The 15,355-nt window shown below is 44.1% G+C and carries 12 protein-coding genes; 9 read left to right on the plus strand and 3 right to left on the minus strand.

Features of this window, described 5'->3' with window-relative positions:
- The first annotated feature begins 15 nt into the window (after positions 1 to 15).
- The 7 genes from WAA86_RS02475 to WAA86_RS02505 all read left to right on the plus strand — a co-directional run bounded on the left by WAA86_RS02475 (position 16) and on the right by WAA86_RS02505 (position 6,957).
- Positions 16 to 1,056 carry a zinc-dependent alcohol dehydrogenase family protein gene (locus WAA86_RS02475; protein ID WP_337299385.1) on the plus strand — a complete coding sequence of 347 codons (1,041 nt, stop codon included), beginning with the start codon at positions 16 to 18 and terminating at the stop codon, positions 1,054 to 1,056.
- A 48-nt stretch (positions 1,057 to 1,104) separates the two neighbouring features.
- Positions 1,105 to 2,262 carry an N-methyl-L-tryptophan oxidase gene (gene solA, locus WAA86_RS02480; RefSeq protein ID WP_337299386.1) on the plus strand — a complete coding sequence of 386 codons (1,158 nt, stop codon included), beginning with the start codon at positions 1,105 to 1,107 and terminating at the stop codon, positions 2,260 to 2,262.
- A 58-nt stretch (positions 2,263 to 2,320) separates the two neighbouring features.
- Positions 2,321 to 2,923: a short chain dehydrogenase gene (locus WAA86_RS02485; protein WP_337299387.1), complete on the plus strand. Its 603-nt coding sequence runs from the start codon at positions 2,321 to 2,323 to the stop codon at positions 2,921 to 2,923.
- 297 nt (positions 2,924 to 3,220) lie between these two features.
- Entirely contained in the window at positions 3,221 to 4,657 is a 1,437-nt protein-coding gene (locus WAA86_RS02490; protein ID WP_337299388.1) for a pyridoxal phosphate-dependent decarboxylase family protein, read from the plus strand.
- A gap of 32 nt (positions 4,658 to 4,689) precedes the next feature.
- Entirely contained in the window at positions 4,690 to 5,340 is a 651-nt protein-coding gene (locus WAA86_RS02495; protein WP_337299389.1) for a M24 family metallopeptidase, read from the plus strand.
- Between the two features lie 39 nt (positions 5,341 to 5,379).
- Positions 5,380 to 6,519 (plus strand): chromate efflux transporter, encoded by a 1,140-nt coding sequence (gene chrA, locus WAA86_RS02500; protein ID WP_337299390.1) that lies wholly within the window; start codon positions 5,380 to 5,382, stop codon positions 6,517 to 6,519.
- A gap of 33 nt (positions 6,520 to 6,552) precedes the next feature.
- On the plus strand, positions 6,553 to 6,957 hold the full coding sequence (locus WAA86_RS02505) for a hypothetical protein (RefSeq protein WP_337299391.1): 405 nt from the start codon (positions 6,553 to 6,555) through the stop codon (positions 6,955 to 6,957).
- 217 nt (positions 6,958 to 7,174) lie between these two features.
- On the opposite strand, the gene WAA86_RS02510 is transcribed toward WAA86_RS02505, so the two are convergent.
- The 3 genes from WAA86_RS02510 to WAA86_RS02520 all read right to left on the minus strand — a co-directional run bounded on the left by WAA86_RS02510 (position 7,175) and on the right by WAA86_RS02520 (position 12,742).
- A complete protein-coding gene (locus tag WAA86_RS02510; protein WP_337299392.1) occupies positions 7,175 to 8,020 on the minus strand; it encodes an N-acetylmuramoyl-L-alanine amidase-like domain-containing protein in 846 nt (281 codons plus the stop codon).
- A 10-nt stretch (positions 8,021 to 8,030) separates the two neighbouring features.
- On the minus strand, positions 8,031 to 11,549 hold the full coding sequence (locus WAA86_RS02515) for a TraB/GumN family protein (RefSeq protein WP_337299393.1): 3,519 nt from the start codon (positions 11,547 to 11,549) through the stop codon (positions 8,031 to 8,033).
- A 104-nt stretch (positions 11,550 to 11,653) separates the two neighbouring features.
- Positions 11,654 to 12,742, minus strand: a complete 1,089-nt coding sequence (locus tag WAA86_RS02520; RefSeq protein ID WP_337299394.1) for a mechanosensitive ion channel family protein — start codon at positions 12,740 to 12,742, stop codon at positions 11,654 to 11,656.
- A gap of 185 nt (positions 12,743 to 12,927) precedes the next feature.
- On the opposite strand from WAA86_RS02520, the gene hemH reads away from it, so the two are divergent.
- Both hemH and WAA86_RS02530 read left to right on the plus strand, forming a co-directional pair.
- Complete coding sequence (gene hemH / locus WAA86_RS02525) at positions 12,928 to 13,959, plus strand: ferrochelatase (RefSeq protein ID WP_337299395.1); 1,032 nt, start codon at positions 12,928 to 12,930, stop codon at positions 13,957 to 13,959.
- Positions 13,959 to 15,350 (plus strand): MATE family efflux transporter, encoded by a 1,392-nt coding sequence (locus WAA86_RS02530; protein ID WP_337299396.1) that lies wholly within the window; start codon positions 13,959 to 13,961, stop codon positions 15,348 to 15,350. The genes hemH and WAA86_RS02530 overlap by 1 nt, the downstream gene beginning before the upstream one ends.
- The last annotated feature ends 5 nt before the right edge of the window (positions 15,351 to 15,355 follow it).

A 15,355-nucleotide genomic window follows, 5' to 3' on the forward strand; every position in this document is an offset into this window, starting at 1 on the left:
ACCAATTCTAGAGTCATGAAAGCAGCCGTATACGAGAAATTTCAAGGTCCCATCACCGTACAAAATGTTCCTGATCCCACGCCAAAAAACCATGGGGTGGTAATTGAGGTTAAAGCAACGGGCCTTTGCAGAAGCGATTGGCATGGGTGGATGGGGCACGACACTGATATTAATTTGCCCCATGTTCCAGGACATGAACTGGCCGGAACCATTGCTGCCATTGGTAAAGAGGTCCGAAATTTTAAGGTGGGAGACCGGGTAACGGTTCCCTTTGTTTGCGGTTGTGGCAGCTGTGGGCAGTGTATCTCGGGTAACCATCAGGTATGTGACCACCAATCACAACCGGGGTTTACGCATTGGGGCTCCTTTGCGGAATATGTGGCATTGGACCATGCCGATATCAATCTGGTGAAAATTCCCAAGGCCATCCATATGCTGACCGCTGCCACCCTGGGCTGTAGGTTTGTTACTTCCTTCAGGGCCATGGTGGAACAGGGCAAGGTCACTGGAGGCCAATATGTGGTCATCCACGGTTGTGGAGGGGTGGGGTTGTCCGCCATTATGATCGCCAATGCGCTGGGGGCACAGGTAATAGCTGTGGATATTAATGACAGGTCGCTAAAATTGGCCAAAGAAATGGGAGCTATGGTCACGGTCAATGCCACCAAAAATGAGGATGTCGTAGAACAGATCAAAGCCTTGACCAAGGGTGGGGCCCATGTCTCCATGGATGCCCTAGGGAGCCAGACCACCTGCTTCAATTCCATAGCCAACCTGAGAAAAAGAGGAAAGCATATTCAAGTCGGACTAATGACGGGTGACCATCAGCATCCAAAAGTGCCTATGGACCAAGTTTTGGCCAACGAACTGGAAATTATTGGGAGCCATGGCATGCAGGCGTTTAAATACCCAGAAATGCTGGACATGATCAAGCATGGAAAATTAAAGCCCGAAAAACTCATAGAAAAGACCATTTCACTGGAGGAGGCCTGTGTTGCCCTGCCCCATATGAACAAATTTGAACACAAAGGGGTCATGGTGATCAATTCGTTTTAAAGGCAAAATCAAAATATACAATCTAAAGAAAAATAAAAGCTCGGTTATATGTCCAATCAGCATTTTGATGTCATCGTGGTAGGTGTTGGCTCCATGGGCGCAGCTACCTGTTTTTCCTTGGCCTCTAGGGGAGTGAAAGTGCTGGGCCTGGAGCAGTTTGGCCTTGTACACGAAAACGGTTCCCATGCCGGTCAGAGCAGGATGGTGCGCAAGGCCTATTTTGAACATCCTGATTATGTGCCACTCTTGGAAAAAACGTATGCACTATGGTCCGATCTGGAAGAAATGGCCGGCAAAAAACTATTTCACAAAACCGGAATTTTTTATGCCGGACCCAAGAAAAATGAACTTTTGGAAGGGGTGAAACTATCCGCACAAAAATATGATATCCCATTGGAGCATCTGAACGAGAAGGATTGTGCCAAAAGGTTTCCAAGTTTCAAACGGCCCCATGACTATGAGTATTTACTGGAACCAGATGCCGGTTATGTAATTCCGGAAGAGGTGGTAAAACGGTATTGCGACTTGGCCATAAGTAAAGGTGCAACCATTTTGGAGAACCAAAGGGTAGAATCGTGGACCGATGTTGACCAAACCGTTACCGTAAAAACCCGAACCACTACGTATACCGCCAAGAAAATTATTTTTACGGCAGGTGGATTTACACAAAGGCTATTGCCCTTCCTCAATACTCGTCTGGTAACCAGAAGACAGGTGATTTGCTGGTTCCAACCAAAAAATCCTGCTTGGTTTACCAGTGAAAAGTTTCCGTGTTTTTTATATACCACCCAAGACCTGCCTGCTAGTTTTTATGGTTTTCCAATGCTTCCCTTGGGGAACGGTTCGGGGTTAATGGGGATAAAAATTGGGTATCATGCTCCTGGCGTAGCTATTGATCCTTATGAGCTGCACAATTTTGATCGGGAAAAGGAATCAAAAATGATCAAGGAATTTATGTCGGTCTATATTCCTGAAGGCTTCCAAACGGTACAGACGGTTAAAAGTTGTATCTATACCTATTCGGATGATGGAGATTTTATATTGGAGAACCATCATGAGCATAAGAATGTGAGCCTGGCCTGTGGATTCAGCGGGCACGGATTTAAGTTTGCCCCCTTGGTCGGGGAAATTTTGGCCGATCTTAGTTTGGAGGGCAAAACCGACAACCCTATCGACTTTTTGTCGTCAGAGCGGTTTAGGATGTAAATTGAAAACGATTGGGGGTAGAAACGATCACATAGAAAAACAATGAATATAGAAGCATATGAAGATATTGATCATAGGAGGGAATGGAACCATTGGAAACAAGGTTGCCGCCCATTTTGAAGAGGAACACGAAGTATTGATCGCAGGGCGTAGTAACGGCAATGTAACCGTTGATATCGCCAATAGCGGTTCCATCAAAAAAATGTTCGAGAAAATTGGAAAGGTCGATGCCGTAATTTGTATTGCAGGTGAAGCCAAATGGGCAAGTTTCAGCGAACTGTCCGAAGAGGATTACTATATAGGACTCAAGAGCAAGCTGATGGGACAGGTAAATCTGGTGCGTATAGGGCAGCATTATGTGAATCCAAAAGGTTCCATTACCCTGACCACCGGAATCCTGGCCGATGATCCAGTGGTGAAAACGACCAGTGCGGCCATGGTCAATGGTGGTATTCACAGTTTTGTACAGGCTGCTGCCCTGGAAATGGAAAATGAAGTACGCGTCAATGTGGTGTCATCCGGAATGGTGGAGGATGCCTATGAAAAATACAAGGATTACTTCCCGGGTCACAATCCGATACCGATGCAGAAGGTCATCAATGGTTATGTACGGAGTGTAAAAGGTATAGGGAATGGGGAAGTGATCAGGATTTATGGTTGAAAGTCCTGAAAAAGGGTAATTCTAACCGGTTTTAATGATGCTTATTGGTTATTAAAAAACTATTATTGATTCAGTATTGTGCGAATATCAGCCTAATTTAAGCCCTTTTAGGGCTACATAGAACAACCATAAGGTATTTTGGGAAAAAATGTATGTCTTATCGGAAATGCTATTTTCGGGGTCGTCCTACTTGTAGCCAAGGGCTTTACATTCTTCTTTTTTGTTCCTATTTTAGCCCGAGTGTAGCATACTTGGATTGCGCTTCCTACAGCATCAATAATGGTTTAAAAATAAAAAATGGATTCCAACGAATTTCGCAAGCAAGCCCATCTTATGGTAGATTGGATGGCCGATTATATGGAAAATGTAGAGGACTATCCGGTAAAATCCCAGGTAGCGCCCCGTGACATCTATGAACAGATCCATGCTGCAATCCCCGAACAGGGTGAAAAAATGGAATCCATATTCAGCGATTTCAAGAAGATTATTTTACCGGGAATAACCCATTGGCAGAACCCCAACTTTTACGCCTATTTCCAAGCCAATACGAGTCCGCCTTCCATTTTGGCCGAAATGCTCACGGCAACCCTGGGAGTACAGGGAATGAAATGGGAAACCTCCCCGGCGGCTACCGAATTGGAAGAGAAAATGATGGAATGGCTGGGAGACGGTATCGGTATTCCCGAAGGCTGGGCCGGAGTGATCCAAGATTCAGCGTCCATGGCCACGCTATCGGCCATTCTAACAGCCCGGGAGAAACGCTCCAACTATCAGGTCAATGATGAGGGGTATGGAGGGTACACCAATTTACGGGTGTACTGCTCGGACCAGACCCATTCCTCCATAGAAAAGGGAGCTAAGATAGCAGGGGTAGGGAAAAGGAATGTCATTAAGATCCCCACCAATGATCTATTGGAAATGCGAACCGACCTATTGCTGGAACAAATAGAAGCGGATATAGCGGAGGGATTTCAACCTTTGTGTATAGTTGCTGCCCTGGGGACCACCGGGACTATGGCCATGGACCCCTTGGAGGCCATAGGAAAGATTGCAAACGATCATAACATTTGGCTGCACGTGGATGCGGCCTATGCCGGGGCTGCCTTTTTGTTGCCCGAGTACAAAATTCTGATGAGTGGCATTGAAAGGGCAGATAGTTTTGTCTTTAATCCCCACAAATGGCTGTTCACCAATTTTGATTGTACGGCCTATTTTGTAAAGGACAAGAAGGGGCTCCTGAATACCTTTTCTATCTTGCCGGAATATTTGAAAACAGCTTCAGACGGACTGGTGAACAATTATTGCGATTGGGGCATTCCCTTGGGAAGGCGCTTTAGGTCCCTAAAACTATGGTTCGTACTTCGGTATTATGGGATGGAAGGCCTACAAAAATTATTGCGGTTTCATATCGAATTGGCCGTTTGGATGGAAACTGAAATTAACAAGAGACCCGATTTTGAGCTGGTGGTACCCCGAAGTATGAACCTGATCTGTTTCAGGTACGTGCCCAAGGGCGTTGATAAATTGGAAGATCTCAATACGCTCAATGAGCAGTTGATGCAGAAGTTGAATGCCATGGGCAAGCTGTACCTGACGCATACCAAAATCCATGGCATATATACCCTACGCATGTCCATAGGGCAGACCAACGTGGCGCAATCCCATATAAAAAATGCCTGGAAATCCATCAAAGAAACGGCTGTGGACCTCACAAATAATAATAAAGGAGAGTAGTAGTACATATGGATATAGCAAAGAAAAATTTAATGGAGGCAGAGCTTAAGGCAGCAGCTTTGTTCGCCGAAATTGAAAAAAGGGGTCTCCTAGTGGCCGGTAAAACGGAAAAGGTACTGAACAAGGATATTTTTGATCTGGCCTATGAACTTTATGGCATCGAAAAATATTGGCATAAAAGAATCGTAAGGGCAGGAAAAAATACGTTAAAGCCCTATGATGAAAATCCGGAGGACCTTACCCTACAGGAAGACGATATCCTGTTTATAGATTTTGGTCCCATCTTTGACGAATGGGAGGCCGACTTCGGTCGTACGTTCGTGCTGGGCAATGATCCGATAAAACATAAGATCAAGGAAGATACGGCCAAAGCTTGGAAGGAATGTAAAGATTATTTCGATCTTAGGACGGAAATAACAGGTGCTGAATTTTATGCCCATGTAGTGGCCACCGCCCAAAGATATGGATGGGAATTTGGCGGGGAGATTGCAGGGCATCTGATCGGTCATTTCCCTCACGAGAAATTGGAGAAGGAAATAAAGACGAATTATGTACACCCCAATAACCATCAAAATATGTTGGCCCCGGATACCAAGGGAAATAAAAGGGAGTGGATCCTCGAAATACATTTTGTGGACAGGGAAAGGGAGATTGGTAGTTTTTACGAGCAGTTATTGACCTAGTTTCCCAAGAAAAATGTTTATCAAGAATAAGGATATTTAATGAGTGCAAGAGATCTAGATTCCAAAAATTCCCGTTTGAAAGAAATTGCGGCCCTTTTCTTTAAGCTGGGAAGTATTTCTTTCGGAGGACCTGCCGCCCATATTGCCATGATGGAAGATGAGGTGGTCAAAAAAAGGGGATGGATGACCCAGCAGCATTTTCTGGATGTGATGGGAGCCACCAATCTTATCCCGGGTCCCAATTCTACGGAGATGACCATGCACTGCGGTTATGAGCGAGCAGGATGGAAAGGCCTTTTGGTGGCCGGATGCTGCTTTATTCTTCCTGCAGTGATCATCACTGGTGTCTTTGCCTGGCTGTATCAGGAATATGGACAGTTGCCAGCAGTGGAGCCCTATATTTATGGCATCAAACCCGCCGTTATAGCCATTATAGCAATGGCTGCCTATCGGCTTGGGACCAAGGCCTTTAAATCTACGGAACTATGGATCTTGGGATTGGCCACCCTGGCCGCTTGTCTTTTGGGGTTGAATGAGATTTTGGCTCTTTTTGGTTGTGGCGGCTTGGGGCTGTTGTTATATTTTTTTAAAAAACCGGGCAAGACCCTACACAGTATCATGCCCTTGTTGTTTTTGCAAGGAATTGGTATGGCCAAAATGGATACCTGGCATATATTTTTGACCTTTTTAAAGATTGGGGCCATTTTGTACGGAAGTGGGTATGTGCTGTTTGCCTTTTTGGATGCGGAGCTGGTAACACAGGGTTGGCTCACCAGGCAAGCCCTTATCGATGCCGTAGCGGTAGGGCAATTTACTCCAGGGCCCGTGCTTTCCACTGCCACATTCATAGGTTGGCAAATGAACGGTATCTGGGGAGCATTGGCGGCGACCTTGGGAATCTTTTTGCCTTCCTTTATATTTGTGGCCATCTTAAATCCGATGATTCCCAAAATGCGTGCGTCAAAAATAATGGGCGCCTTTCTGGATGCCGTTAATGTAGCTGCGGTGGCGGTAATCATCGCAGTATGTGTTTCCATGGGAAAGGAAACGTTGACCGATTGGAGGACCGTGGTGATCGCTATGGCAAGTTTGGTGTTGGTATTCGTTTTTAAAAAGTTGAACAGTGCCTTTATCGTATTGGGAGGGGCATTGTTGGGATATCTGCTGATGCTCCTGTAAATATTACAGGGTAATTACTATAAACAAAATTCTATGAAACATATCCATTTTAATAAATTGAATCGTTTTCAGGCCATTATCCTTTTATTGATAGGCCTGACCTTAATCTTGATTGGCTTTTATAAAAATTATCTGGGACAGGGTAATATATGGACGGCGTCCTCCACGGTCGTAGGCTATGTGTTTTTTGGACTTCATTTTAGCAAAATGTTCTGGCACAAAAATTACGTGGAATGGAACAAAACAAAAATTGTTTATAAGATCAAAACGCGCTTTGGAAAGACCGTGCGTTTTAACCAAGTTGGCGGGGTAGTCCTAAAAAACAATACCCTCTTCCTTACCATGACCGATGGGGCCCTATTGGAGATCGATTTAGAAGGAATATTTCCAGAAGACCAAGCAAAATTGCAGGAAATCTTTGTAAACAAAGGCGAATAGGCAGTATAGGGCGCAAACCGACTGATGGGTTGGTTTTTTGGTTTCCATACCATGTTATAGCGCAGGTATCAGTTTGATGAAAGGGAAGGCCGTATCGGTCAAAGGTCATTTTTTGATACTTTTGGGCATTACCTAATGGTACCGCAGACCGGTCGGTCTGTAATCAAGGTTCAGTTAGAACTAGCTAATAGCATGAATCTGGCTCCAAAATTTGATTCTAGAGCGGTCTGGCCACCATAATGCCGGTATTTCCTTTTATTTTCTTGAGATAATCTGCTAAGGGCAGTTCTGAGACCTCTACCTGCATGGAACCTGTGGAGGCGTGCAATAAATGGATGCGACCATCTGCTTTCCGCAAAGCAAATCCGGTATGGGTAATATCCAATCCTTTGATGTTCGTGGTCAAGGCAATGATATCACCTGTTTGTATGAGGTGTTCACTGCCCGCAATTTTGTCCTGCGGCAAAATACAGAGCGGTTGTCGGTTGAGGTGCTTTTCTGTCTCTTGTATCTTTTTAAAATTGGTGTCGTCCTTTAAGAACGGATAAAGGTGCCTATGGGTGCCCATAAAATTGATTTCCTTGGAGATTTCTAGCCCTCCCAGGTCAGCGGTAATATCCTTAACGAGACCCTTGTTTTCATTATCCTTGATCCATTGGGAAAAATAATGGAGTCGTGAGGCGTATCCGTCCAGCTTGCCATGCTCATATCTAATATGTTCCAAGGTATTTAAATAGGTGTCAAAATCGGTTTTGCCCTTCCGTACCATGGACGCAAAGGCCATGACATTTTCCACATAGGTGGTACAGTCCAGACCTTGTAGGTTTACCACCAAGGACTCGGTAGTACCTATTTCCAACGTTTTGGCAACGTAGGGAACTTTTAAAAATGTCTTTCCAATGGTTGCCAATAACGATCCATAGTCGGCAGTCACCTTTACTTTTTGGAGTGCGGCAATTTTTTGCTCAAAAGCGGTCCTGTCCTTGGGCGAACAAACCACTTCTTGTGATAGGATTGGCTGGAACCATAGTAAGAGGAATATCCAAAAGAGTGTATTTTTCATATGGCAAAGATTAAAAACCGAACTGATTATAACTACTGAATTGATAGGGCCTGTACACAATGGCACGTTGCCTATCCTTTAACATAAACTCTTCGGTGACCAGATCTATGAGCTCAAGATCGGTTTCTGTATCTTCTATTCGGAGGCCCTGGCTCTTGTAAAATGGCTTCGTATGTAGGCCTTGGTCATTGCTATATACCACAAGGTACATTTGATAGCCGTCGTCATAATCTTGGTTGTTCCTCAATTTAAAATAATAACCGGTATATTCCTTGTTTTCATATTCCAATTTTTTGGAGGTCAGGTACTGTATGGTGTTCCTTGATGCGTCATATTCCTCCTGATCAAAGAATGAGGCTTCAGCCAACTGCTGCTGTGTCCTATATTGCACAGGGAAAAGGTAGAGCTTGTCCATGTCTTTCACTTTGTTGAACAAAAGGGATCTGCTGTTGATATTGGCGGCCAGGGAATCGATCATTCCAAAAGGTATATTTTTATTGTCCTGGGCCAGCAGGGTAACATAGGTGGTTCTTATTTTTGGATCATTGCTCAGTAAAAGTCGGTTAAAAAACTGTTGTACCTCTTTGTCCTTGATAAATGGATACAGCAATATTTCGTAGTCTTCCAGAATATTGGTGTTCTGTAATTGGGTATTGCTAAAAAATCGCTTTTGGCTATCCGGGGAGATCCATTGCCCTAAATGTCTTTTCAGTTGTAATTTGGCATCATTGAGTATTTGCTTGCTATATTTTTTATAACGCTTTGGCTTGATCATCCCTTTGGAGACCAAATCGGCCAAGATGGAAAATATGGGACTGTTGTATTCCTCAATGGTACTATAATCCAATATTTGTGGGTACAGTTTACTGGCGAGCTCGAGGTTTTCCATATAGGGTTTAAAGATGGTGTGGATTTCCAGTTTATTGGAAATCAACGGCAGATCTTTGGACATAAGATCCAATAATAGCTCTGTGGAACTGTCATCTGCTTTTTTGGATATCGCCTGTAAAATTTTGGTCTGGGCATTGGAGTTGTTGTAGGAGTTTACATAAAATGTCCTAAAAAATGGAAAAACCGCGGGATCATCAATTTCACCCATTTTTTGGATTAGGGTTGCTTGAATGTTCTTCTGGTCTTCCCTAAAATTAAAATCAGAAATATAGTGCATCAGAGAATCCAAATGTTTTCTTGTAAAATGCAAAAATCTGATGCCGTCCATACTAATACTGTCGCGCTCCCTTAGGGCCTTAAAGAAATCGGGCACTTTGTCCTCCATGAGATCCCTGCCGATTAGGGTATCCATGGGTTTAAAGTTGTCAAAGAATTCAGTGACGAAGGCTGTTGGTTCAACAAGGGTGTCCGTATTGGTTTTAAGCTCATACATCAGTCCCCCCTTGGCAATGTTTTTTACCATAATTCTTGTAGAACTGGCCGAATCCCCCAAACTGAGATTTAGTTCATAATATCCTTTGGGGGAGACGGAGCTTTGCTCATCGTGGATGGTAAAATTTCTGTTGGAATAAATCTTTTTACGTAACGCCCAGACCGAATCTATACTGGGAAACATGAGGTAATCGTGGGCTTTGCTCAGTTCAACGGTAATAGCCTCATTGTTCTTGTTCAAATAAAGGGTCTTCTTTACAAATGGGCTATATGGTTTTGGCTTGTTCTTGCCAGCGTAATAATGGTTGCTGTTCTCCACGAATTTTGGGGGAACAACATTACTTACCGTGGTAAAATAAAGAGCGGTATCCTTGACCTTTTCAAAAGGCTCGGAATAAACGGATTGATGTAGGCTGAAGGAATTAAAATAGGAATTGGCCTCAAGGTCACTATTGGTCAGGGCCCCCAATAGATAGTAATCCCCACCGTTGATCACCGTTTTTAGGTGCAATTTCTGTCCGGAAGAAAAAGGTGCTGCGGAACGCAATGACTTATCGGTCACTTTGCCAAACTTTGGATCCAACGCTAGGTCATCGTAAAAACGTTGCTGTATCTGCTTCAGTTCAAAGCTGTCTTCTTCAATAAAATTAAAATCATTCAAGGTTACTTTCTTCAAAAAGAAGTAGGCCCCTGTGTTTTGGTCGTGGCCTTCAAGAGACCTGGCGCCATTACGGTAGCGATTGGGAAAGGTGTACAAAGAGGGCATTTTGACCTGAAAATCCTTATAACCAGAGCTCACCAGTTCTTTTTGGGCCGTAATTTTTTTGAACTTGATACTATTGAAAATGGTGTCCGAATATTGGGTCACATAATCCCCTTGTCCCCCCATTTTAAAGATGAGGATTTCCAAAGGGGTGATATAAATTTGATACCGTTGGCGATCCCCATTTTTCAGTTCGTTCTTTACATCCAACCCATAATATCCATCTTTGAAAAGTGCTGTTTTTTCGCTGATTTTTCCAGGAATATTTTCGAAAAGAAACCGATCTATATCCTCAATGGTGAAACGGGCATCCTTTTTTAGAAAGCTATGGGTGGGAATGCGATTGACCATAAAATAGCTGCCATTGGCCAGGTCGGGTGCTATATAGGTTGTATTGGTCAACTCGGAAATGGGGTAGAGTTTACTGGGCAACAAAATGGAAAAAAAGTCATCATCCGGTCGGGTTTCCCCATAGTTATTGACCATCACTTGCTTCTCCAGCTGCTCTTTTATACGGCGTCCTTTACTGCTCAACTTTGAAGTCAACGGTTCCACGGTATATCCCTTGTCGCGCAATAGGGCAATTACCCCTTTGTTGCCCGGCAAATGTGCTGCGCCTATGCCAGTAAACACTTTCCCTTTTTTCATGATGGAATCCAAGCGCTGTACCATTTGGAGATTGCGCTCATAGAGCATGTTTTTTAGATAGTACTTGCTGTAGATCGCTTGGTTGATGCTATCAATGAAATTGATGTTCCTTTCCCTATAGGCGTCTTGGATCAAGACGATGGGGTCTTGCTGTTGTATTGTCTTTTGGAGCCATTCGTCAGGTTTGGGTTTTAGGGCATTTAAATTGGCCCTTCCCACCAGTGCCGTTGATTCGGCCAATTCCTCCAATGCGATGATGGGCTTGTTCAATTTTCTACCGGCCTGGTAGATGAACATGTCCAGATAGGTTTCTTCCTCAAAATTCCCCGAGAACCCATCTGACCGATACAAAATGGTGTTGATCAGTCGGTCTTCAAAGGCCAAATAGGCGGCTATATCTTCTTTTTTTGGATTCTTGACCAGAAATGGATAGATATAAAAACCTTTGGCGGCAAAGTTGGCACCCTGTCCATAGCCTGAATCATATAGACCTTCCTCATCATCCAACCAAGTATCGGGATCTGATTCCAAGGCAACCATATCGCTTTGTTCCAAGGCTTCATAAAATACATCATCCAAGCGGAAGGCAATTTTTTTGCTGACATGCATGGTGCCATAGAGGTAGGAGCTCTGTTCCAATCCGTTTCCGGAAATTTCCCAAAGCAGGCTGTTATTATCTTGGGCAACAGAACCAACGATATTAAAGATAATGGCCAGGGCCACGAAGAAGCGCATAAGGATCTCTTAATTAGGATTAAAAATGCCTTAAAAAAACATAGAAATAAAATGTTATTGGGTAATTAACGTTTTCTTGGCTCAGAAGTTATTTCAAAAACCGGTTATTTTTTATCTTTTGGTTCGTTTTCTGATTTTTCTTCAGTTACATTTTTAAGGTAAAGTCGGGTATGTGGCAGGCTTTCCGGGTAATTTTCTTGGAGGTAAGTGATCAGTTGTTCCCGCACCAGTACCCTCAGGTCCCAGGCGGTAGGGGAATCTGAAGCACTTACCAGGGCTCGGATCTCAACGCTCCTCTCTTTTGCATCCGTAACCTGAAGTACGTTAACCTTGCCGTCCCATAGTTCGGTGCTTTCCAAAATACGGGTAAGCTCTTCCCTTAATTTATCAAAAGGCACATGATAATCAGTATGGATAAAAACGGTTCCCATAATATCGGCAGAACTTTTGGTCCAGTTTTGGAAAGGTTTTTCTATGAAATAAGGGGTAGGCACAATGAGTCGCCTTTTGTCCCAAATGGCAATCACCACATAGGTCAGGGTAATCTCTTCAATGCGCCCCCATTCCCCTTCAACGATTACCACATCATCAATTTTAATGGGCTGGGTAATGGCAATCTGTATCCCTGCCAGGATGGTACCTATCATTTTTTGGGCAGAAAACCCTATGATGATGCCCGCAACTCCCGCTGAGGCAAAGAGGCTTACCCCAACCTCCCTGATACTTTCAAAACTCATCAATGCTGCGGCAATGGCCAAGAGGACCACAACAACAATGAATATCCGTTCCAAAATATTGAATTGGGTGTATATTTTCCGGGCCTTCAGGTTGTCGGTGGCCTGTACGTCATAGTTTTGGATGATCAGTTTTTTGGCGACTTTAAGGGCCACTAGGATCAACCAAGTAATACACCCTATGATCAACAGGGTACTGGTTTTGCGGATGGCATAAGAAAAATCCTCCACCATTAAAATGGTCTGAAGGGATTGGGAGCGGATCAAAAACGCGAAAAACAAGAGAAACAAGGGGGTGCCCACCTTTTTGATGGAATCTTTGGGGATCAGGTATTTGGGGTTGGCACCCAGTTTTCGCAAGGTGTAATTGGTGATGATGTAAAGTGTGGCCAGAATGAGAAAGGTTCCCAAGGCATATACCGTGGTCTGGATGTCCGAATTATTGAATAATTTATCCATTTTTTGCTTCCCTGTTTTCCATTGAAGCCCTTAACTTACAAAAAACCCTATTTCTAAGGCCACTTTCTGGTTTAAAATTGGATTTGTCTATACCGGCATCAAGAAAGTATTTTGTGCTTTTAAATTATAGTTCCCCTACAAGTGTTATTTTTGCGGTGAAAAAGAAAATTTAAAGATTTAGATACATGAAAGGAGTTTTGTTGGTAAACCTTGGGTCTCCTGATAGCCCAACCCCGAAAGATGTAAAACCGTATTTGGATGAGTTTTTAATGGATGAACGGGTGATTGATGTCCCCAAAATATTGAGGAACATCCTAGTTCGGGGGATTATCTTACAGACAAGACCCAAAAAATCAGCCGAAGCCTATAAGAAGATCTGGTGGGAAGAAGGCTCACCCTTGATTGTAATTTCTGAAAGGTTTGCCGAGGCGGTTAGAAAAAACACCAAAATGCCAGTGGCATTGGGCATGCGTTACGGCTCCATGACCATTAAAAATGCCCTTCAGGAGCTTAAGGATCAAGGCGTGGATGAAGTATTGTTGGTGCCATTGTACCCGCACTATGCCATGTCTTCCTATGAGACGGTAGTGGTCAAGGTGATGCAGGACCAACAAAATTACTTCCCTGAAATGAAGGTGACCACCCTTCCTGCCTTCTATAAAAATCCTGATTATATTAAAATTCTTTCGGAAAGTATTGCGGAGGGACTGGAAGATTTTGAATACGACCAAATATTGTTTTCATACCACGGGATACCAGAAAGGCATATCCGTAAATCCGATCCTACCAAATTTCACTGTAAGATAGACGGCAGTTGTTGCCAGATCAATTCAGTGGCCCACCACACCTGTTACAGGCACCAATGTTATGAGATGACCAGATTGGTCATTGAACACCTGGGCCTTCCTAAAAACAAGGTGAGCGTTTCCTTTCAATCGCGTTTGGCGGGAGATCCATGGTTGAAGCCCTACACCGATTATGAATTTGAACGTTTTCCCAAAGAAGGTAAAAAACGTTTGGCAGTAGTAACCCCTGCCTTTGTTTCGGACTGCTTGGAAACGTTGGAAGAAATTGCCATGGAAGGCAAGGAACAGTTCGAAGAGGCTGGTGGAGAACACTACAAGCACATTTCCTGCCTCAATGATAGTCCAAAATGGGTCAACCTTATGGCACAATGGGTCAATGAATGGGAAGCTACTGAAACACTCCCCGTCTAATGGCCAAGGTGTCTTCGGAACAGCTGGGCTCTGAACCCATAGGGCAATTGCTTATCAAGCAGGCCCTGCCGGCATCCATCGGTATTTTGGTGATGTCGCTCAATGTTCTGGTAGACTCTATTTTTGTTGGGAATTGGATTGGTTCCATCGCCATCGCGGCCATCAATGTGGTATTGCCCGTGTCCTTTTTTATTGGGGCGTTGGGAATGTCCATAGGGATAGGCGGATCCAGTATTATTTCCCGGGCCCTTGGCGCCAACGACAAGGAAAAGGCCCTAAAGGTTTTTGGCAACCAGATTACCCTTTCGCTCTTGGTCACCATTACCATGGTGTTCCTTGGACTCTATTTTATTGATTCCCTGATCCCTGCCTTTGGGGGGAAGGGTGATATTTTTGGCCCGGCCAAGATCTACTACACCATTGTACTCTACGGAGTGCCATTTTTGGCCTTATGTATGATGGGCAATACCGTCATCAGAGCAGAAGGGAAGCCCAAATTTGCCATGGTTGCCATGATTATTCCATCCGTTGGCAACCTACTGATGGACTATATATTCATTTATGTTTTTGATTGGGGCATGGAAGGTGCCGCCTGGGCAACCACCATTGGTTATTTCCTGTGTTTCAGCTATGTTTTCTATTTTTTCCTCTCCAAAAACTCGGAACTGAAGATCTCTTGGAGCCATTTTGGGCTAGATCGCAGGATATTGAAGGAAATTGGGGCCTTGGGCTTTGTAACCATGGCCAGGCAGGCGGTTGTCAGCATCATCTACCTGATCATGAACAATGTACTGTTCAACCTTGGCGGAGAGGCCATGGTGGCCGTATATGCCATTATTGGGCGCATGCTGATGTTTGCCCTGTTCCCGGTATTCGGAGTGACGCAAGGTTTTCTTCCTATTGCCGGGTTTAACTACGGGGCGGAAAAATACGAGCGGGTCAGGGAATCCATAAATACGGCCATAAAATATGCGGCCATTCTGGCGACAATGGTTTTTGTGGGCCTCATGATCTTTCCGGCAGAAATTGCTTCCTTGTTTTTGAGTGAAAAACCGGGAATGACCCCATCGGAAATTGCCATGAACGCTTTTGTGCTGGAAAATACCCCCGGTGCCATGAGGTGGGTATTTGCGGCTACACCAATAATTGCCCTTCAATTGATAGGTGCTGCCTATTTCCAAGCAGTGGGCAAAGCGGTTCCTGCCTTGTTGCTCACCTTGAGCAGACAAGGGTTCTTTTTTATACCATTGGTTCTTGTATTGCCCCAATATCTGGGAGAATTGGGGGTTTGGATCTCCTTTCCCATTGCAGATGTTTTGGCGACCTTGGTCACCGGATATTTTCTGCGTAAGGAAATTCGTACTAATTTAATCATAAAGATTTCGTCATAAATTGT

Origin of the sequence: Sediminicola sp. 1XM1-17 (assembly GCF_037203765.1) — a bacterium.
Classification (GTDB): domain Bacteria; phylum Bacteroidota; class Bacteroidia; order Flavobacteriales; family Flavobacteriaceae; genus Sediminicola.